Origin of the sequence: Paraburkholderia sp. BR10954 (assembly GCF_040965775.1) — a bacterium.
In the GTDB taxonomy this organism is placed as follows: Bacteria; Pseudomonadota; Gammaproteobacteria; order Burkholderiales; family Burkholderiaceae; genus Paraburkholderia; species Paraburkholderia youngii.
In genome coordinates this window covers 228,690-247,137 of record NZ_JBFRCK010000008.1, presented here as the reverse complement: position 1 = coordinate 247,137, position 18,448 = coordinate 228,690, and the positions used below count along the sequence as shown (strand labels likewise).

The 18,448-nt window shown below is 65.4% G+C and carries 13 protein-coding genes and 1 pseudogene; 5 read left to right on the top strand and 9 right to left on the bottom strand.

Translation table 11 applies throughout. From position 1 onward, the window contains the following. Positions 1-6 precede the first annotated feature (6 nt). From AB4Y34_RS15100 to AB4Y34_RS15075, 6 genes are read right to left on the bottom strand one after another with little or no spacing between them, the layout of a single operon-like run. Complete coding sequence (locus tag AB4Y34_RS15100) at positions 7-1,581, bottom strand: AMP-binding protein (protein ID WP_368716463.1); 1,575 nt, start codon at positions 1,579-1,581, stop codon at positions 7-9. Continuing rightward, on the bottom strand, positions 1,574-2,110 hold the full coding sequence (locus AB4Y34_RS15095; protein ID WP_368716462.1) for a (2Fe-2S)-binding protein: 537 nt from the start codon (positions 2,108-2,110) through the stop codon (positions 1,574-1,576). Before AB4Y34_RS15095 ends, AB4Y34_RS15100 begins: the two co-directional genes overlap by 8 nt. Further along, positions 2,107-2,928, bottom strand: coding sequence for a xanthine dehydrogenase family protein subunit M (locus AB4Y34_RS15090; RefSeq protein WP_176383233.1), 822 nt, complete (start codon positions 2,926-2,928; stop codon positions 2,107-2,109). Before AB4Y34_RS15090 ends, AB4Y34_RS15095 begins: the two co-directional genes overlap by 4 nt. Further along, on the bottom strand, positions 2,925-5,966 hold the full coding sequence (locus tag AB4Y34_RS15085; protein ID WP_368716461.1) for a molybdopterin cofactor-binding domain-containing protein: 3,042 nt from the start codon (positions 5,964-5,966) through the stop codon (positions 2,925-2,927). Before AB4Y34_RS15085 ends, AB4Y34_RS15090 begins: the two co-directional genes overlap by 4 nt. A gap of 4 nt (positions 5,967-5,970) precedes the next feature. Next, positions 5,971-6,585, bottom strand: a complete 615-nt coding sequence (locus tag AB4Y34_RS15080) for a UbiX family flavin prenyltransferase (protein WP_176383237.1) — start codon at positions 6,583-6,585, stop codon at positions 5,971-5,973. Continuing rightward, a complete protein-coding gene (locus AB4Y34_RS15075) occupies positions 6,578-8,071 on the bottom strand; it encodes a UbiD family decarboxylase (protein WP_368716460.1) in 1,494 nt (497 codons plus the stop codon). Before AB4Y34_RS15075 ends, AB4Y34_RS15080 begins: the two co-directional genes overlap by 8 nt. A 280-nt stretch (positions 8,072-8,351) precedes the next feature. Here AB4Y34_RS15075 and AB4Y34_RS15070 point away from each other — a divergent pair, with 280 nt between their 5' ends. From AB4Y34_RS15070 to AB4Y34_RS15060, 3 genes are read left to right on the top strand one after another with little or no spacing between them, the layout of a single operon-like run. Further along, positions 8,352-9,293, top strand: coding sequence for a LysR family transcriptional regulator (locus AB4Y34_RS15070; protein ID WP_176383241.1), 942 nt, complete (start codon positions 8,352-8,354; stop codon positions 9,291-9,293). Further along, positions 9,290-10,729 (top strand): aldehyde dehydrogenase family protein, encoded by a 1,440-nt coding sequence (locus tag AB4Y34_RS15065; RefSeq protein WP_368716459.1) that lies wholly within the window; start codon positions 9,290-9,292, stop codon positions 10,727-10,729. Before AB4Y34_RS15070 ends, AB4Y34_RS15065 begins: the two co-directional genes overlap by 4 nt. Positions 10,730-10,748: 19 nt before the next feature. After that, entirely contained in the window at positions 10,749-11,771 is a 1,023-nt protein-coding gene (locus tag AB4Y34_RS15060; RefSeq protein ID WP_368716458.1) for an XdhC family protein, read from the top strand. 125 nt (positions 11,772-11,896) lie between these two features. Here the strand turns inward: AB4Y34_RS15060 and AB4Y34_RS15055 are convergent, their stop codons facing one another. Further along, positions 11,897-12,892, bottom strand: coding sequence for a LysR family transcriptional regulator (locus tag AB4Y34_RS15055; protein ID WP_176383248.1), 996 nt, complete (start codon positions 12,890-12,892; stop codon positions 11,897-11,899). A 186-nt stretch (positions 12,893-13,078) separates the two neighbouring features. On the opposite strand from AB4Y34_RS15055, the gene AB4Y34_RS15050 reads away from it, so the two are divergent. Together AB4Y34_RS15050 and AB4Y34_RS15045 are read left to right on the top strand one after the other, a co-directional pair. Then, positions 13,079-14,245, top strand: coding sequence for a M24 family metallopeptidase (locus AB4Y34_RS15050; RefSeq protein WP_368716457.1), 1,167 nt, complete (start codon positions 13,079-13,081; stop codon positions 14,243-14,245). 89 nt (positions 14,246-14,334) lie between these two features. Next, the gene (locus tag AB4Y34_RS15045; protein ID WP_368716456.1) at positions 14,335-15,720 is read left to right on the top strand and encodes an MFS transporter; all 1,386 of its coding nucleotides are present in this window, start codon (positions 14,335-14,337) and stop codon (positions 15,718-15,720) included. A 318-nt stretch (positions 15,721-16,038) separates the two neighbouring features. On the opposite strand, the pseudogene AB4Y34_RS15040 reads toward AB4Y34_RS15045, so the two are convergent. Both AB4Y34_RS15040 and AB4Y34_RS15035 read right to left on the bottom strand, forming a co-directional pair. Then, positions 16,039-16,257: pseudogene (locus AB4Y34_RS15040) on the bottom strand (MAPEG family protein); the annotation flags it as partial. Positions 16,258-16,587: 330 nt separating this feature from the next. After that, on the bottom strand, positions 16,588-18,312 hold the full coding sequence (locus AB4Y34_RS15035; protein WP_368716455.1) for a cytochrome c biogenesis protein DipZ: 1,725 nt from the start codon (positions 18,310-18,312) through the stop codon (positions 16,588-16,590). Positions 18,313-18,448: the final 136 nt, after the last annotated feature.

Below are 18,448 nucleotides of genomic sequence, written 5' to 3'. Positions count from 1 at the left end.
TGTGGGTTACTCCTTGGTGGTTGCTGTAGGTTGCGCGGGCAGGGCGTGCGAATCGGGCGTGTACTCGCCCGCTTGCAGCTTGCGGCGCAGAATCTTGCCGACGGGCGACTTCGGAATGTCGTCGACGAACACGTAATCGCGCGGACGCTTGAAGTTGACGAGGTCCGACTGACGGCACCATGCATCGAGCGCAGCGGCATCGACGTACTCGCGGCGCTTGATGAACGCGACCACACGTTGCCCCCAGCGCTCGTCCTTGACGCCCGCGACCGCGACTTCATCGACGGCGGGATGCAGCGAAAGCACCGATTCGATGTCCACCGGTGAGATGTTTTCTCCGCCGCTGATGATCATGTCGTCGACGCGGCCCGTCACATACAGATCGCCGTCGCGGTCGAGATAGCCCGTGTCCCCGGTGAAGTACCAGCCCTCGCGCAGGCACTTCGCATTCGCGTCCGGACGATTCCAGTAGCCTTCGAAGGCTTCGTCGCCGAGCAGGTCCACGATGATCTGTCCTTCTTCGCCGGCTTCGGCGATCGCATCGGGCGAGAGCGCATCGAGCTTCACGACGCGCAGCCGCGTATTGATGCCCGCGCGGCCCGCGCTGCCGGGCTTTTTTGTCGCGTCCTGGTCGATGCTGAACGTGTAGACCTCGGACGAGCCGTAGTGATTGACGAAGAGCTCCGGCTCGAACGCGGCCGAAAGGCGCTTGAGCAGGCCGTCGTTCATCGGTGCGCCGGCGAAGCCGAGCTTTCTGACCGACGACGTGTCCGTGCTCGCGAACGCGCTGTCGGCGAGCAGATCGTGATAGAGCGTCGGCACGAGATAGAGGCAGGTGAGCGCGTGCTTCGAGATGCATTCGAGCGCGAGCTTCGCGTTCCAGCGCCGCACGCAGACGAACAGGCCATCGACGAGCGCCATCGCGAGCAGCGAGCGCACGCCCATCGTGTGATAGAGCGGCATCACGCCGAGCGTGCGTTCGCCGCGCCTGTACAGGTTCTGCGCGACGTGCGCGAGCGCGCCCGCGCGTTCATGCCGATGCCGGCGCGGCACGCCCTTGCCTTTGCCCGTCGTGCCGGACGTATAGAGGATCAGCGAGATGTCGTCGGCGGTGGCGTGCGTCGTGTCGGTCACCTCTCCACTGCGCGTTCTTTCGACGATGAGCGCATCGAAGGTGGTGGTGCGGCCGGGCGCATCGTCGAGTCCGACGCGCGGCACTTTTTGCGCGGCGGCGCTCTGCGCGACGGAATCCGCGCTGACGGGTTCGTAGACGATCGCCTTCGCCCCCGCGTCGGTCACGCAGTAGTCGACTTCTTCGGGCTTCGCGCGCCAATTGAGCGGCACGATCACGATGCCCGCAAACTGTCCGGCCCAATGCAGCGTCGCCATTTCCCAGCGGTTTTGCAGCACGACGAGCAGCCGGTCGCCGCGCTCCAGGCCGAGCTCGCGCAGGCCATCGGCGACATTCAGGATCATGCGATGCCACTGCGCGTACGTCAGTTGCACATCGCCATCGACGAGCGCGAGCGCGTTCGGACTGCGCTCGACGCTTTGCAGGAACGTGCGTCCGAGATCAAGCATGTTCGGCCTCCTTCGCGCTTGCCTCGGCCCGGCGGCGCGCCGCCACGTCGAGCACCGCGGCCACGATGGGCGTGTAGCCCGTACAGCGGCAGATATGACCCGAGAGCATCTCGCGCACTTGCTCTTCGGAAGGATCGGGCACGCGCCGCAGATAATCCGCGCACGACATCAGAATGCCCGCCGTGCAAAAGCCGCATTGCAGCGCGTGATGCCGCTGGAACGCCTGCTGCAGGTCGCCAAGCGTCTGATCGGGCGCAAGGCCTTCGACGGTATCGATACGCCGCCCATCGGCCTGCGCCGCGAGCATCAGGCACGAGCGCGCCGCGACGCCATCGACCTGCACCGTACATGCACCGCACACGCCATGTTCGCAGCCGACGTGCGTGCCCGTCGCGCCGAGTTCGTGCCGGATGAAGTCCGACAGCAGTTCGCGCGGCTCGCAATAGCCGCTTCGTTCGCGGCCGTTCAGCGTCAGCGCGATGCGCCGCACTTCGCCGTGCCGCATGATGGTGTCCGATATCTTGCTCACTTTGCCTCCTCGATCACGCGCCATCCGAGTTGCCGGACCAGATTCCGGCGATATTTCGCGCTGATGTGCGCGTCGTCCTGCGCGTTCAGTTTCCAGCTCAAATCGTTCAGTGCGCCGCGCAGGTCGTCGCCTCCCAGACGCGGCCATCGCTCCGTCACTGGCCGGTCCGCGACGCCGCCGACAGCAATGCGGATCGACTCGTCGGTGACCACGGCCGCGCACGCGACGATCGCGAAATCGCCGTGCCGCGCGGAAAATTCGGCGAACGCGTAGCGCTCGCCTTCTTTGCGCAGCGGGAAGCGCACGGCTTCGACGAGTTCGTCGGGCTCGCGCGCGGTCATCAGCATTCCCTGAAAGAAGTCCTGCGCCGCGAGCGTGCGGCGCCTCTTTCGTGAGCGCAGCATCACGTCACCGCCGAGCGCCGCAAGCACGAGCGGCAACTCCGCGCTCGGGTCCGCATGCGCGATCGATCCGCATACGGTTCCGCGATTGCGAATCTGAAAGTGCGAGATATGCGGGAAGGCCATCGCGAGCAGCGGCGCTTCGTCGGTGAGCGTGCTGCGCCATTCGACGCTGCCTTGCGTCGCCGCGGCGTTCACCACGAGACGCCCCGCCTGCTTGTCCACGCGCACGGCATCGAGTTCGGCGGTGCGCGAGATATCGACGAGCACCTTCGGCTGTGCGAGCCGCATATTGAGCACGGCCATCAGCGACTGGCCACCCGCCAGCACGCGGGCGTCTTCGCCGTATTGCGCGAGCGCGTCGAGCGCGTCTTGCGCGGTCATCGCGCGCAGGTAATCGAAGGGTGCGGGCTTCATGCGTGTCTCCTGAAACGTGCGAGGAGTTTTGCGATCCACGATCCGTGCGCTTGCACGGGCTTGCCCGCCGCCTGCCGTCCGAGCGATTCGAACAACTGCTTGAGCACGACCTTCGCCGCGCCTTCGAGCATCCGGCCGCCGACCGCCGCGACCTTGCCTGACACCTGCGCTTCGTAGTCGTAGGTGAGCCGCGTACCGGCGCCTTGCGGCGTCAGTTCGACGAGACCGCTGCCGCGCGCGCTGCCGAGCGGCGAGATGCCCGCGCCAGCGAGTCGCAGGCGGCGCGGCGCATCGATCTCCGACAAGCCGATACGCGCCTCGAAACGCGCCTTGATCATGCCGACGCCGATGGTCACGTCAGCGCGATACTGGTTCGGCGCCGTCTCTTCGAGCGCGTGACAGCCGGGAATGACCTTAGCGAGTGCCTTCGGATCGAGCAGCACGGCGAACACGGCTTCGGGTGTCGCGGGCAGGTCGACCGCGCCCTGCGCCGTCAGTGCGCGACCGCCGCCTGGCGTCGCCGGCTTCGCGGCGGGCGCCTCGCGATATTCCGGCCGCGACGGTTCGGGATCGTCCATGCCGATCATCGCCATCACTCTGGGCGGCGTGAGCGGCAGGCGAATGTCTTCGACGCCGAGCGCGTCCGCCACCGCATTCGCAATGCACGGCGGCGTGCTCATGTTGTTACCTTCGCCGAGACCCTTCGCGCCAAGCGGCGTGAAAGGCGAAGGCGTCTCCAGATGCACGATCAGCGGATCGGGCACTTCGCAGGTGGTCGGCATCAGATAGTCGGCGAGCGTGCCGGACTGGAAGCTGCCGTCCGCGCCGTAGCGGAACTCTTCCATCAGCGCCGCGCCGAGGCCTTGCGCGAACGCGCCGCGAATCTGGCCATCGGCGAGTGCGGGATTGAGGAGGGTGCCGGCGTCGTGCACGGTCACATACCGGTCGATGCGCACGCGTCCCGTCGCGCGATCCACTTCGACCCCGCACATGTCGAACGCGAAGCCGTATGCCGCCGAGGTATTGATGCGGTCTAGTTCGTCGGGCGCATCCATGTGCGGCGGCGACCAGAACACGGTTTCGCGCAGGCCCGGCTCTTCGCCTTCGGGCAGGAGCGCGGGCGCCCAGTGCGGCGCATTGCTCGCGGCACGCGCGAACGGCAGCGCGCGGTCTTCGGCGTCGTGCGGAAAGACGCGCGCGCCTTCGAAGCGCACGTCGCCGGGCGCGCAGTTGAACTGCTTCGCGAGCACGCGCGCGAGCTTGTCGCGCACGCGCGTCGCGGCGAGATGCACCGTGCCCGCCACCGCGCCCGCGAAGCGGCTCGAATAATTGCCTGCGGCGACGGACCAGGCGTCCTTGTGCGTATCGAATTCGACGTTGACGACGATGTCCTTCGGATCGAGCCCGAGCACATCGGCGACGACTTGCGCGCACACGGTCATGTGGCCCTGGCCCGCGGGCGTCGATGCGATCGTGACGACCACGCCGCCGAGCAGATCGACGCTGACGGTCGCGCTCGCGATCGCGCCGCTCTTCGGCCCGGCTTTCTTGCGTGTGTCGGCTGGCATCACGGTCGTGATGTAGCCCATGTTCGATACCGAAGGCTCGACGATCGCCGCGAAGCCGATGCCATACAGCCGCCCTTCGCGGCGCGCGGCGTCGCGGCGCGCAACGAGTTCCCGGTATCCGCCTTCGTCGAGTGAACGGCGCAGCGCTTCCTGATAGTTGCCCGAATCGAGCAGGGCGCCCGCCGCTGCGCGATACGGGAACGCATCGGCGGGAACGAAGTTGCGGCGATACACGTCGAGCACATCGAGCTTCAGTTCGATCGCGATACGCTGGATCAGCCGCTCCAGCGCGAAGTACACCTGCGGGCCGCCGAAGCCGCGCACGAGCCCCGTCGGCGTCTTGTTCGTCAGCACGACGCGATTGCGCACGAGCAGATTCGGGATCGCGTACGCGCCCGTCAGGCAGCCGTGCATCCGGTAGAACGTCGCCGGCTCGGGCGCGCGCACGTAGCCGCCGACGTCTTCCAACTGATCGTAAGACAGCGCGACGATCCGGCCATCGGCTTCGACCGCCGCTTCTATGGTTGAAACACGCGCCGTCGCCGATGTCGCAGCGCTCAGGTGTTCGAGCCGATCCTCGACCCACTTCACCGGCGCGCCGGCCTTGCGCGACGCGAGGCACATCAGCACGACATACGGAAACACCGCCTGCTTCACGCCGAAGCTGCCCCCGGAATCACGCGGGGCCTTGTGACGCAGCCGATTGGCAGGCACGTTCAACGCCATCGCCATGACGGCGTGCAGCGAGAACGGCCCCATGAAATTGGACGTGACGTCGTAGCCTTCTTCGCCCGAAAGATACTCGGCGATGACCACGCCGCACTCGATCGGCGCGCAGGTGTTGCGCGGATAATGCGCGACCAGCTTCACGCGATGCGGCGCGCGCTCGAAGGCCGCTTCGGGCTCGCCGTAGCGGAAATGCCGGTCGCTGATGACGTTGCTGCCGACGCGTTCGTGCAGCACCGGCGCGTCATCCTTCGCGGCCTGTTCGATCGAGGTCACGGGATCGAGCATCGCGTAGTCGACCTTGATGAGATCGAGCGCGTCTTCCGCGAGCGCACGCGATTCGGCCATCACGACCGCGACCGGCTCGCCGACGTAGCGCACACGGTCCATCGCGAGCGCCCACTGTTCCATCGGCGATTTCACGCCGACGACGAACGGTCGCGACCACGGACGCAAATCGTCGCGCGTGAGCACGGCACGCACGCCCGCGAGTTTCGACGCGGCTTGCGTATCGATCGACAGGAGGTCCGCGTGCGCGTGCGGCGAACGCAGAATCGCGGCGTGCAGCGTGCCCGGCTTGACAGCGATGTCGTCGCCATAGCGGCCACGGCCCGTCAGGATCGCCGGGTCTTCGAGGCGCTCTATCGAGCGTCCGATGTGACGCTGCGGTGCGCTCGCTTCGCGCACCTCGTTGCCGGCGACGCGCGCGTCCATGTCGGCGAATGCGGTTTCGCGCTGATTCATGACCTTACTCCTCACGTGCGGCGCGGCCGCCGAATTCATCGGCTAGACCGCTCCAGCGGCGCGCAATCTCGTCGTGCTCGATCTCGAACAGATCGAGAATGCGCCCGACGGTGTGGTCGACCACGTCGTCGATAGTCTGCGGATGCGCGTAGAACGCGGGCACCGGCGGCATCACGATCGCGCCCATTTGCGTGGCGAGCGTCATGTTGCGCAGATGCGCGAGATTGAGCGGGGTTTCGCGCGCGACCAACACGAGGCGGCGGCGCTCCTTGAGCATCACATCGGCGGCGCGCGTCAGCAGGTTGTCCGCGAAGCCGTTCGCGACGCCCGCGAGCGTTTTCATCGAGCATGGCGCGATCACCATGCCTTCGGTCAGAAACGATCCGCTTGCCACGGCCGCGCCGATATCACGCACGTTGTGCACGACATCGGCAGCGGCTTCGAGGTCACTGCGCGCGAGGCCGAGTTCCTGGGCGGCCGTCACCGCGCCCGACGACGACACGATCAGATGCGTCTGGTGCGTGCCGAGCCGGCGCAACGCGGCGAGCAAACGCACGCCGATCACCGCGCCGCTTGCGCCCGAAATGCCGACGACGATGCGTTTCTTTCGTTCAGCCATGATCGCGTGACAGATAGGCGTCGAACGCGCTGTTGTCGGCGGCGACGAGTGCTTGCAGGTCGACCGTGTCTTGGCCCGGTATGCGCACGCGTGTGAACACATGCGCGGGATACACGACGGGGCGCGTCGCATCGAGGCCCATCTTCGCGCTCACGCCTTGCAGATGCGACGGCGCATCGTCGGGCTGACCGACCGTCGTCGACGGATCGAGCGGCGAGCCTTGCGCGCCTGCTATCACGACGAGATCGCGGTCTGCCTGGAAGCGCGTCGCGATGGCCCATTCGATTTCGGCGGGATCGTGCACGTTCACATCGGTATCGACGACGACGACCTGCTTGATGTCGTAATGCGCGCCGAACGCGCACAGAATGACGTTCTTCGCTTCGCCTTCGCGCTTCTTGTCGAATTGCACCCACAGGTGATAGCGGCACACGCCACCCACCGACAGATGCACGTCTTTCACGGCGGGATGACTGCGCTGAAGATGCGCGAGCAACGTGGCTTCGCGCGGAATCGCGCCGAGCAGCAGATGCTCCATTTCGGCGGGCACGATCGTATGAAAGATCGGAGCGCGCCGATGCGTGACGGCCGTCACTTCGATGACTTCGCGTGCTTCCTTCGCGCTGTAGTACTTCGGAAATTCGCCGAACGGACCTTCCGGCTCGCGCACGTTCGGCAGAATGCGCCCTTCGATGACGATCTCCGCGAACGCCGGCACGTGCACGCCGTTCGTCACGCATTGCGCGACAGGCAGCGGCGCACCGTGCAGCGCGCCCGCGATTTCGAGTTCGTCGTGATCGATCGGCGTGATCGCTTGCGACGCGAGCATCGTCAGGGGATCGACGCCGATCGCGATGGCGACGTCGAGCGCATCGCCCGCGGCTTCCGCGTCGCGCTGGAACGCGTAGAGATGACGCGGCAGCAGCAGGATCGCCATGCGATCGGGGCCGTGCACCTGAATGCGGTTGATCGAGACGTTCTGCACGCCGGTGCGCGGATTGCGCGCGATCACGAGACCGGCGGTGATGTACGGGCCGTTGTCGTGTTCGCTGTGCGTGGGAATGGGCAGCAGCGCGTGGAGATCGATGCCGCTCGTATGCACCACCTGCTGACAGGGCGCGTCTTCACGTTGAATCAGTTTCGATGCGAGCGGCGCCGCGGCCGCAGCGGAAAAACGCGCGAGCAACGCCGATTCATCGACGCCCATCGCCTCGGCGATCCACGCGCGCTTCGACATGAAGCCGCTCACGACGGGAATCCCATGTCCGTGCGGCTGCGTGAAAAACGCAGCTTGTTCGCCGTCGAGGCGCTTTGCAATGGCAGCGAGTTCGTGCTCGAGCGCGACGGGCTTGTCGATCGTCGCGACCCGGCCGGTTTTCCCGAGATGCGCGAGCCAGTCGCGCAGCGACAGCGAGCCGGTGTCGGCGTGATCTCGTGCCCAGGTGAATGAGGGATTGCCGTGCGTTGCGGCATCGCGTGTGTTCATCAGCGTCTCCATCTGTGCGCGCTACCGTAGCAAGCGCATTGGGATGAAGCGTAGCGAGATCGCGTCATAACATCTAATACTGTTTACTGATGCGACGAATCATTCGTCGTTATATCGGTGTTAGCCCGGATGACAGCGGTCTTACAGTTACGTATCAATAGACCGCTCACGCATGCCCGTACTGAAGGGCGCACTACCAAAAGGGGCCCTGCACCGTCGAGGAACGCAGGGTGATAATGTCACCGCGCCCCATTAGCATCGCTGATGCCCTGAGGGGAACATGGATCTCAAGCAAATCCAGTACTTCATCGCACTATTCGAGGACGGCTCGGTCACCCGTGCCGCGAAGCGGCTGAACATCGTGCAACCGGCCCTGAGCATGCAGATCGCCAAGCTCGAGGACGAACTGCATCAACAGCTGTTCGAGCGCGGCGCGCACGGCATGGCGCCGACCGCCGCGGGACGGCTGATGTACCGCCTGTTTTTACCGATCGTGCGTGACCTTGCCCACGCACGGCAGCAACTCGTGCAGCGCGATGAAGTGGTGACGGGGCATGTCGGCATCGGGCTGATCGCATCGGTGACGGAAAGCGTGCTCGCGGATTCGCTGTCGCGCTTTCACGCGCGTTACCCCGATGTCGAAGTCACCGTCGCCGATGGCTACAGCGCAACCTTCATCGACTGGGTGGCGGGCGGGCAGCTCGATGCCGCGCTCATCAACAAGCCGCGCGCGCGCTTGTCGCTCGACTCGCGCCCGCTGCTCGACGAAGAGATGGTGCTAGCCACCAGCGCCGCGCATGGCCCCGACTTGCCGCATGCAATCGAACTCGCGCAATTGCCCGAACTGGAACTCGTGCTGCCCACCAAACGTCATGGCCTGCGCGGCGTGCTCGACAGCGCCGCGCAACACGAGGACGTGCTGCTCGCGCCGCGCTTCGAGATCGACGTGCTTTCGACGATTCTCAAGCTCGTCGAGCACACGCGCTTTGCGACGATTTTGCCGCGCATCGTCGTCGAGCGCGCCGCGCGGCACGGCACGTTGCGCGCGTACCCGATTCTGGCGCCTCGCATCGTGCGGCACATCGTCTGCGTGAATCATCCGCGCCGCCCGTTGAGCGCGGCGGCGGAAGCACTGATCGGGATCATCGGCGAGGAGTTGCACCGCGCGTCGAGCCTGTCGGGCGACGAGCCATCACACACCATCAAGGAACGATCTTCATGAACGCACGACACTGGATTGCCGGCGAATGGACCGGCACGCCCGACATCGACAGCATCGATCCCGCGACGGGCGAGGCCATCGGCCGGTTCGCCGACGGCGGATCGAGCGAAGCCGATGCCGCCATCGCCGCCGCTCGCCACGCGTTCCATCGCACGACATGGGCGCAGGACGCGCGCTTGCGCCAGGACGTGCTGCTCGGCTGGGCTTCGGCGCTCGAAGCCGAACGCGACATGCTCGCGACGCTGCTCACGCGCGAAAACGGCAAGGCGATCGCGCAATCGCGCGGCGAGATTGCCGGCGCGATATCGGAGGTGCGCTATTACGCGGGGCTCGCGCGCCATATTGTCGGGCACGTGCTCGAACCGGAACCGGGCACGATATCGACGATGCTGCGCGAAGCGGCCGGCGTCGCGGCGATCATCGTGCCTTGGAATGCGCCCGCCGTGCTGCTCGTGCGCTCGCTCGCGCCCGCTCTCGCGGCCGGCTGCACGGCGATCGTCAAACCGGCGGCGCAAACGTCGCTGCTCACGGCAGCGATGTTGCGCTGCTTCGAACACACGGCGTTGCCTGAAGGCGCGGTGAACCTCGTCAACGAACGCGGATACGCGGCCAGCCAGCGGCTCGTCGATTCGCACGGCGTCGACGTGGTGAGCTTCACGGGATCAACAGCGACGGGCAAGAAGATCATGGCGGCCGCTGCCGACAGCATGAAGAAGCTGTCGCTCGAACTTGGCGGCAAGTCATGCTGCGTCGTCTTCGACGATGCCGATGTCGCGGCGATCGCGCCGCGTCTCGCGCGCGCCGCGACGATCATCTCCGGGCAGCAATGCACGGCGGCGCGCCGGGTGCTGGTTCATGCGTCGCGCGCTGCGCAAATGCGCGAGCACCTCGCGTCGGCGCTTGCGTCGCTGCGGGTCGGACCGGGCATCGATCCGGCGACGGATATCGGCGCGCTCATCGACGGCACGACGCGCGATGCGGTGGCACGGACGATCGAGCGCGCGTGCGGAACGGCCGAGCGTGTGCTGCTGCGAGGCACTTGCTCGGGGCACGCGTTTCTGTCGCCGACGCTCGTCGAGCATGACGATCCGAAGGCGTTCTTTTGCCAGGACGAGATATTTGGCCCGTTCGTCACGCTGGAAGTCTTTGAGAACGAAATGGAAGCGATCGAGAAAGCCAACGACACGGTCTTCGGTCTCTCGGCGAGCGTATGGACGCACGACGGAGCGCGCGCATTGCGCGTCGCGCGTGCGCTGCGCAACGGCACGGTCTGGATCAACGACCACAACAAGCTTTTCGCCGAAGCCGAAACGGGCGGGTATCGCCAAAGCGGACTGGGTCGGCTGCACGGCTACGATGCGCTGGCGGACTTCACCGAGTTGAAGCACATCTGCATGCCGGCCGGCGTGGCGGAAGGTATCGCGCCGTTGCGGTGAACGGCAGGGAGGCGAGTCAATGGATAGCGTGGATCTCGAAGTCCTGAAAAGCAGCGCGCGATGGCTGGCAGACGGGCATCGCGTGCTGCTGGTGACGGTGGTGAAGACATGGGGATCGTCGCCGCGTCCCGTGGGCGCGATGCTCGCGGTGCGCGCCGATGGGCAGGTGGTCGGGTCGGTGTCGGGCGGATGCATCGAAGACGATCTGATCGATCGCGTGCGGCAGCGAGGCATCGAACAGGAAAGTCCGCAGGTGCTGAAGTACGGCGTCAGCGCGCAGGAGGCGCATCGCTTCGGCCTGCCTTGCGGCGGCACCATTCAGCTCGTGCTGGAGCCGTTGACGCTCGCGAGCGGTATCGCCGGGCTGTGTGCAGCGGTGGAGGCAGGCAGGCTCGTCGCGCGCACGCTCGACATGGCGACGGGGGCTGCGCGCCTCGAACCCGCGCAGGCGACGGACGGCCTTCTGTTCGACGGGACGACGCTGCTGAGCATCCATGGGCCCCGTTACCGGATGCTGGTGATCGGCGCGGGACAGTTGTCGCGCTACTTGTGCCATATCGCAGTGGGGCTCGATTATCAGGTGACGGTATGCGATCCGCGCGAGGAATATACGGACGAGTGGAACGTGCCCGGCACGACCGTCGTTCGCGCCATGCCCGACGACACCGTGATGGACATGAAGCTCGACGAACGCTCTGCGGTGATCGCGCTGACGCACGATCCGAAGCTCGACGATCTCGCGCTGATGGAAGCGCTGAAAACGCCTGCGTTCTACGTGGGTGCGCTCGGTTCGCGTCGCAATAACGGGGCGCGGCGCAAGCGCTTGAAGGAGTTCGATCTCAGCGATGAAGAACTCGCGCGCCTGCACGGACCGGTGGGCATCTACATCGGCAGCCGGACGCCGCCGGAGATCGCCCTGTCGATACTGGCCGAATTGACGGCCGCGAAAAACGGCGTGTCGTTGCCGGAACTGCTGCGGGTCGAAGGCGCCAAGGCGGTCCGGGAGATGGCGGGCAACGCGGTGGGCTGTGACGCCTTGTAAGCGGAACCGATTTCACCACAGGCGCCGCAAGGCGAGCGGTCCATCGCTCAACTGCTGGCGCAGGAAATCCACCGCCACGCGCACCTTCGCCGTGGACGGCCTGCGCTGAGTCCCGTCGAGGTAAGTCAGTCGTTGTCGGCGTCGGGGGCTCCGGTATCGAATCCGGCGGCCTCGCGCAGCGCTTGCAGCATCGCCCGCGCACCCGGTGAGAGCCTGTCCCCGCGCCGTGTGACGATGCCCGCCGGCCCGAGCTTCAGATCGAGCTCGAACGGCAGCGGTTCGAGCGCGCCGGCAATGCAATACGGCCGCACCGGCTCGCGCGCAAGCGGCGCGATCATATCGCTGATCTGCAGCAGACTCGTGATGACAGGCAGCGATGAGCTCTCGACCACATCCGTTGGCAACGCGAGCTGCCGTTCGAGAAAAAGTTGGGTGAACTGATTACGCATCACGTTGCCCTTCGGCGGCAGGATCCACGTTTGCGGCGCCAGTTCGTTCCAACTGAGAGCCTTACGCCTGGCGAGCGGATGGCCAACGCGCGCGAACAGCGCGTGCTGCGCTTCTGCGAGCGGGGCGTAGCGCAGTTCCGCCAGATCGTCCGGATTGCGGATTCGCGCGACGATCATATCCAGCTTGCCTTCCTGCAAACGCTGCACCAGCACCTCGCTGAACTCCATCTCGATGTTGACGCGAATCTGCGGAAAGCGCTTCTTGAGTAGCGCCACGGCCTGCGGCACGAGGTTGGTGGCCGCCGTGACCTCGGTGCCGATCATCGCCTGCCCGGTCAGCCCGGCTTTGAGCGCGGACACTTCGTCGTACGCGTGCTGCAGCTCCGCCAGCACGCTGCGCGCATGGCGGATCAGCACCTCGCCGTACCAGGTCGGCTCGACACCGCGCGGATGGCGTTCGAACAATGGCACACCCATCGTCTCTTCCAGTTCCCGCAGCAACTTGGTCGCCCCCGGTTGGGTCATGTGCGCGGCGTCCGCCGCGCGCAATACCGAGCGATGGGTGTCGAGCTGGACGATCAGGGCCAATTGGCGCGTCTTCAGGCGCGTGGGGTCGAAGCGGCCCGGCGCGATGGCCCCCGCGCCGGTGTCCGGATGAAATCCCGAGGTCACGATATCGCCTCCACCTATTCCGTACCGATATAGATCTCGCGTTATTTTTCATTATAAAAGCATATCGAACAATCCTACTATGCAGCAGTCGGCCTGCATTTCAAGGCGGGCGGTTTCCCATCACGGGCATTTGGACCGGCTGCATCCAGCATCCGCGCATGCAGCCGCACAGGAGGCGAAGAGGTAATGAACATTCGTACTGCAGACATCCCGCCGGAAGGCATCACCACCGACGAATTCCTCGGCCGCGTCGCCAAGGTCCGCAGCGCGCTCGACAAGACGGGCCTGGTCGGCCTGCTTGCATTCGGCGATTGCTGGCGTGGCGCGAACATCGGCTACTTCACCGAGTTCCGCCCGCTCGACGGCGTATCGGACATTGCCAATGCGATCCTGCTGCTGCCGGTGGACGGCGACCCGGTGCTGTTCGTGTCGGATCAATGCTTCGACTACGCGACCAGCGTGACCGCCTTCGAGGTGCGCAGTCTGCGTGAAGTCACGCAACAGGTGCAGGCCTTTTCTGCGCGGCACCGCAGCGGCACGGTCGGCCTCGCTGGCGCCGCCTATATCCCCGCTGACCTGTTGCAGCGCCTGAACGCCGGTCTCGGCGAACTGAAGCTCGAACCGACGATGGTGCTGGCCGAAATCAAGGCGATCAAGAGCGAGCCCGAGGTCGCGCTGATGCGCAAAGCCGCGGCCTTGACCGATTCGGCGATGGCAGCGATTCGCGACGCGCTCGCCGACGGCCGTCCCTACACCGAGCGCGAACTCGCTTTAATCGCCGACCGCGCGATGCTCGCGGGAGGCGCGGACCGGACCGCGTTCGATTCGATGGTGCAATCCGGTCCGCGCTCGGCGTACAACCTGGCGCGCCCCACCGACCGCATCCTGCAACCGGGCGACCTCATCATGACCGACATCGGTGCGCGTTATCGTGGATACGTGGCCGATGGCGGACGCGGTTTTACCTACGGATCGGCGAATCCCGAGAAGATGGCGATCGTCGCCGCAGCGGCGCGCGCGGTCGAAGCGGGGCTGGCCGCCGCGCGTCCCGGCATGGCGGCCATGGAGTTGAACGCGGTGATCCAGCAGGCGCTGGTGAAGTCGAACTACGAGCAATACTCGAGCGAAGCGCGCGGCCATGGCACCGGTCACGGCACCGGCATGGACCCGGAAGAAGAAGCGCCGTGGATCGGGCCGGGCAACAGGACCGTGCTGCAGGAAAACATGGTCTTTACGCTGAAGGCGACGATCACGGTGCCGAACGTCGGCGGCCTGCGCACGGAACGTATCGTGCGGTTGACCTCGGGTGGCGTCGAAACGCTCGACCATTTCCCGATGGAACTGCACTGGTGAGCACAGTGAACTGATCGTAGCGTGCGGGCGGCCCCGCGCCGCCGACACGCAGCAGTTCAAAACATAGATTCCCAGAGAAGGGAGGAGACGTGAAAACATCGCCCATTTCATCCGGCAACGCGCCGGTTATCAGCCGGTCGGCCGTCAACCGTGTGCTGGTCGCCTCGGTAGTCGGGACCGCCATCGAGTGGTACGACTTTTTTCTCTATGCCACCGCTTCGGCGCTGGTCTTCGCCAAGCTGTTCTTTCCCTCGTTCGATCCGATGGTCGGCACCATCGCGGCGTTCGGAAGCTTTGCGGTCGGCTATCTCGCCCGGCCCTTCGGCGCCGTGTTTTTCGGGCACTTCGGCGATCGCATCGGACGTAAGGCGACGCTCGTCGCGACGCTGACGATCATGGGCGTCGGCACCTTCGTGATCGGCCTGCTGCCGACTTACGCCTCGATCGGCGTCTGGGCGCCGATGCTGCTGGTCGCGATGCGCTTCCTGCAAGGGCTCGGCGTCGGCGGCGAATGGGGCGGCGCGGTGCTGATGGTGGTCGAAACGGCACCGGCCAGAAAACGCGGTTTCTTCGGCGCGTTCCCGCAATTGGGCGTGCCGCTCGGATTGATGCTCTCGACCGCCGTGTTCAAAGCCGTCTCGAGTCTGCCGTCGGAGGCGTTCTATTCTTGGGGATGGCGCCTGCCGTTCCTGCTGAGCGTCGCGCTGATCGCGATCGGCCTGTTCATCCGCCTGCGCGTCATGGAGTCGCCGGTATTCGAACAGATCAAGGCGAGCAGGCAGGTCGTGAAAGCGCCGCTGATCGAATTGCTGCGCCGGCATCCGAAAGACCTCGTGCTGACGATCGGCACGCGCTTCGCGGTCGACATCACCTTCAACGTGATCAACGTGTTCGTGCTGGTGTACGGAACGACGCGGCTCGGCTTGTCGCGCGGACTGCTGCTGAACGCCATCATTGTGGGCTGCATGGTTGCGCTGTTCACGCTGCCGCTGTTCGGCAAGCTGTCGGACGCTATTGGACGCCGGACCGTCTTCATGCTCGGCGCGGTATTCGTGGCAATCTATGGATTCGCGTTCTTCCCGTTGCTCGAGACACGCAATCCGACTTTGATTTTCGTGGCGTACGTCTGCGGCATCGCGTTGAGCCAGGCGTCGGTGTACGGCGTGCAATCGACGTGGTTCGCGGAACTGTTCGGGACCCGGGTGCGTTATACAGGTGCTTCGCTGCCGTATCAGATCGCCGGCATCATCACGTCGGGACCGACGCCATTGATCGCCACCTATCTGTTCGCGACGTTTGGCCAGACGTTGCCCATTTCGATCTATATCGCGGCGACAGGATTGCTGAGCCTGGTGTGCGCGTTTTTCCTCGCAGAGACTTTCAAGCGCGATCTGTCCGCGGAGCCGGGAGATGAGGCGGCCGCGGCGCCGGGCGCGCGAGCGTCCGCACACTCGCCGCATCCTCTGGCGCGGTGAGTGCAAATCGATCCGGTTGCTGTGCCGTCCAGGACCTGGTCATTTTCGGTGCTGGAGCGGCAGCCCGGCGAGGGGCGGGCGAACTCGCTAACGTGGGTGGAATGATCTTCGGTTTTGGGCACTTTGATGCCGTCGCCCCGTGAGGGCCCACCTTCGTGCCTTCAACTCTTACCTCTCAGGGGTGGGAGGCGCTCATTCCATTCCTCCGTTCCTCAAGTGGTTGTGTCGCAACTCCACTTTGGCACATTGATGCCGTTCGGTTCTGGAGGCCCTCAATCATGCCCACCTCCCCGAAGGGAGGGCGAGCTGCCAGTGAGGCGGATTCTGAGAGCCGAGGTACAGAAAAAGCACCGCGAAAAACGAAGCGTACTCGGCAGTATTGCCGTGAGCGCGAACCAGTTTGGTTAGCATTCGATCAGGCTCGGGGGCATAGCCGCTCAGTAGGCCGACACGAGATCGCACGACTGTAATGGTGAGTCCAAGTACGAACAGGAGCAGACCGAGGACACCGGTGCAGGCCAGCGCGATAGTGTTCATTCCATACTCCTTGCTTGACAGTCGAAATCAGCGATTCAGGGACGCCCTGCGGGCGACGGTGTGTCGCGGTGTGGACGCTCTTCGGTGCTTTCTTGGGGAGGAGGCGGCACCCGAAAATATATCTCCCGACCGATACGGCGCGATACGCGTATCGACCGCCGTTCGCACGGCGTCATCGGGACGTTTGAGACCAGCTCAGCGACAGAAAGCTCGCGCGAACCTCGGGCGAGCGCTTGTGGATGCTGCGAGGCGGCGAAGTTTCCGCCCTGTCGGGAGGCGGTTAAAGTGTGACGGGGGGACATCAGGCGCTTCCCGCGCCGAAGGTCGGGCTCACCCGAACGTGAACGCGTAAGCCACCACGCCACGGTCGAGAAACGTGATTTCGAAGGTGCGTTCGCTGCTGCCGTTGGCCTGCCTCACGAGCTGGTAAAGACGCTGCCCGGTGACCGTGCCGTTGCCATTCACATCGATGTCCGTGCCGCGGTCGGCGCCCGGTGCCTTGCCGTCGATCAGCACGCGAAAGCGCACGGGCTGGCCGTCGCCGCCGGGCCCCAGCACCATATGCAAGTCACGGCCACGGAAGCGATAAACAATGCGTCCGTCAGGGCTGTCAAGCCGCGCAGTGTCGTCGCCCACCAACCAGCGCCCGTCGAGCGACCACTGGTTGACCTTCAGGGTCTGGGCCGCGTGATACGTGGCAGTCGCGTCCTGCGCCACCGGCCCACCGGCGAAGTTCTGTGCGCGTGCGTAGCCCACGTAGGTTTCCGGAGAGCGATTGGCATCGCCCGAGCCAGCGGCGGCCTGCACGCCGCGCGCGATCGGTTGCACGTAGCCGTCAGGCAGATCCTTCTGGCCGGCTTCGGCGAGTAGCCGGCGGATCACGTCCTCGCTTTGCTTGTAGTCGCCCTCGCCGAAACGGTGGTGACGAATATGCCCCTGCGGGTCGATGAAGTAATGCGCAGGCCAGTACTCATTGCTGAAGGCCTTCCAGATGGCGTAATCGTTGTCGAGTGCGACAGGGTAGTTCACGCCCAGGTCCTTCACGGCGTGGGCGACGTTGCCCGGATCCTTCTCGAACGCGAACTCGGGAGCGTGCACGCCGAGCACCACCAGGCCGTAATCCTTGTACTTGTCAGCCCAGGCACGCACGTACGGCAGAGAACGGATGCAGTTGATGCAGGAGTAGGTCCAGAAGTCGACCAGCACCACCTTGCCGCGCAGTGACTGCGGCGTCAGCGGTGGGCTGTTGAGCCACTGGGTGGCGCCATCGAGCGCGGGCAAATCGCCTTCCACCGGCAGCGTATCGCCGGCCTTCACGGCGATCTGCACGAGAGGCGCAGGACGCGCCGCGTCGATCAGCTTCTGTTCGATGCGACCCGTGCTGGCCAGCGACACGCGTGTCAGCAGCCCGGTATCCAGCCCCAGCGCGATCGTGGTCACACCCGCCAGCACGAGCACGCCCAAAGCGCGGCGCACCCAAACGCCTGCGCCCAGCGAGCGCTTCATCAAGGCGAAGACGCGTCCGCCAATCAGCAGCGCCAGCGCGAGCGAAGTCGCCGCGCCCGCCGCGTAAGTGAGGAGCAACAACGTTGTCTGCACGCTGGCGCCTTTGAGGGCCGCACCGGTGAGCAACAGGCCCAGGATCGGGCCCGCGCAGGGCGCCCATATCAGCCCCGTCGCCACGCCCAACGCAGCCGCCGAGAGTACCGAATCGTCCTCGCTGCCGGTGCGCTCGGTGAGCTTGTTGCCCAGCACCACGAACGGACGGGTGATCCATGCGGCGACGCGCTCCGAGAGCAAGGTCAGGCCAAGCACGGCGAGCACTGCGAGGGCGACAAAGCGGCCATACTGGTTGGCGCGGACGGCCCAGCCGCCGCCGACCGCGGCCAGCGTGGCGACCACGGCAAAGGTCAGCGCCATGCCCACCAGCATCGGCAGTCCATTGCGCGCGAACGGGCGATCTGCTCGCGAAAATACGAAAGGTAGCACCGGCAGGATGCACGGACTCAGGATTGTCAATGCACCGCCGAGGTAGGCAAGGATCAGTAATAGCATGGTGAGGACATCCGTGAAGGGTTGTGGTCATGTGCCGAGCTGAGTGGCACGCACCTGCGATTGACGCGATTTGAGAACCATCGTGGCTATCTGTGATGGGGCGCACCGACTGGCGACGTTGTCGGCCGTCGGCGCA

Excerpts from the sequence above, each read along its gene's own strand:
- AB4Y34_RS15100 (WP_368716463.1), bottom strand. The coding sequence starts at position 1,581 with ATGCTTGATCTCGGACGCACGTTCCTGCAAAGCGTCGAGCGCAGTCCG.
- AB4Y34_RS15090 (WP_176383233.1), bottom strand. The coding sequence starts at position 2,928 with ATGAAGCCCGCACCCTTCGATTACCTGCGCGCGATGACCGCGCAAGAC.
- AB4Y34_RS15085 (WP_368716461.1), bottom strand. The coding sequence starts at position 5,966 with ATGAATCAGCGCGAAACCGCATTCGCCGACATGGACGCGCGCGTCGCC.
- AB4Y34_RS15080 (WP_176383237.1), bottom strand. The coding sequence starts at position 6,585 with ATGGCTGAACGAAAGAAACGCATCGTCGTCGGCATTTCGGGCGCAAGC.
- AB4Y34_RS15075 (WP_368716460.1), bottom strand. The coding sequence starts at position 8,071 with ATGAACACACGCGATGCCGCAACGCACGGCAATCCCTCATTCACCTGG.
- AB4Y34_RS15070 (WP_176383241.1), top strand. The coding sequence starts at position 8,352 with ATGGATCTCAAGCAAATCCAGTACTTCATCGCACTATTCGAGGACGGC.
- AB4Y34_RS15065 (WP_368716459.1), top strand. The coding sequence starts at position 9,290 with ATGAACGCACGACACTGGATTGCCGGCGAATGGACCGGCACGCCCGAC.
- AB4Y34_RS15060 (WP_368716458.1), top strand. The coding sequence starts at position 10,749 with ATGGATAGCGTGGATCTCGAAGTCCTGAAAAGCAGCGCGCGATGGCTG.
- AB4Y34_RS15050 (WP_368716457.1), top strand. The coding sequence starts at position 13,079 with ATGAACATTCGTACTGCAGACATCCCGCCGGAAGGCATCACCACCGAC.
- AB4Y34_RS15035 (WP_368716455.1), bottom strand. The coding sequence starts at position 18,312 with ATGCTATTACTGATCCTTGCCTACCTCGGCGGTGCATTGACAATCCTG.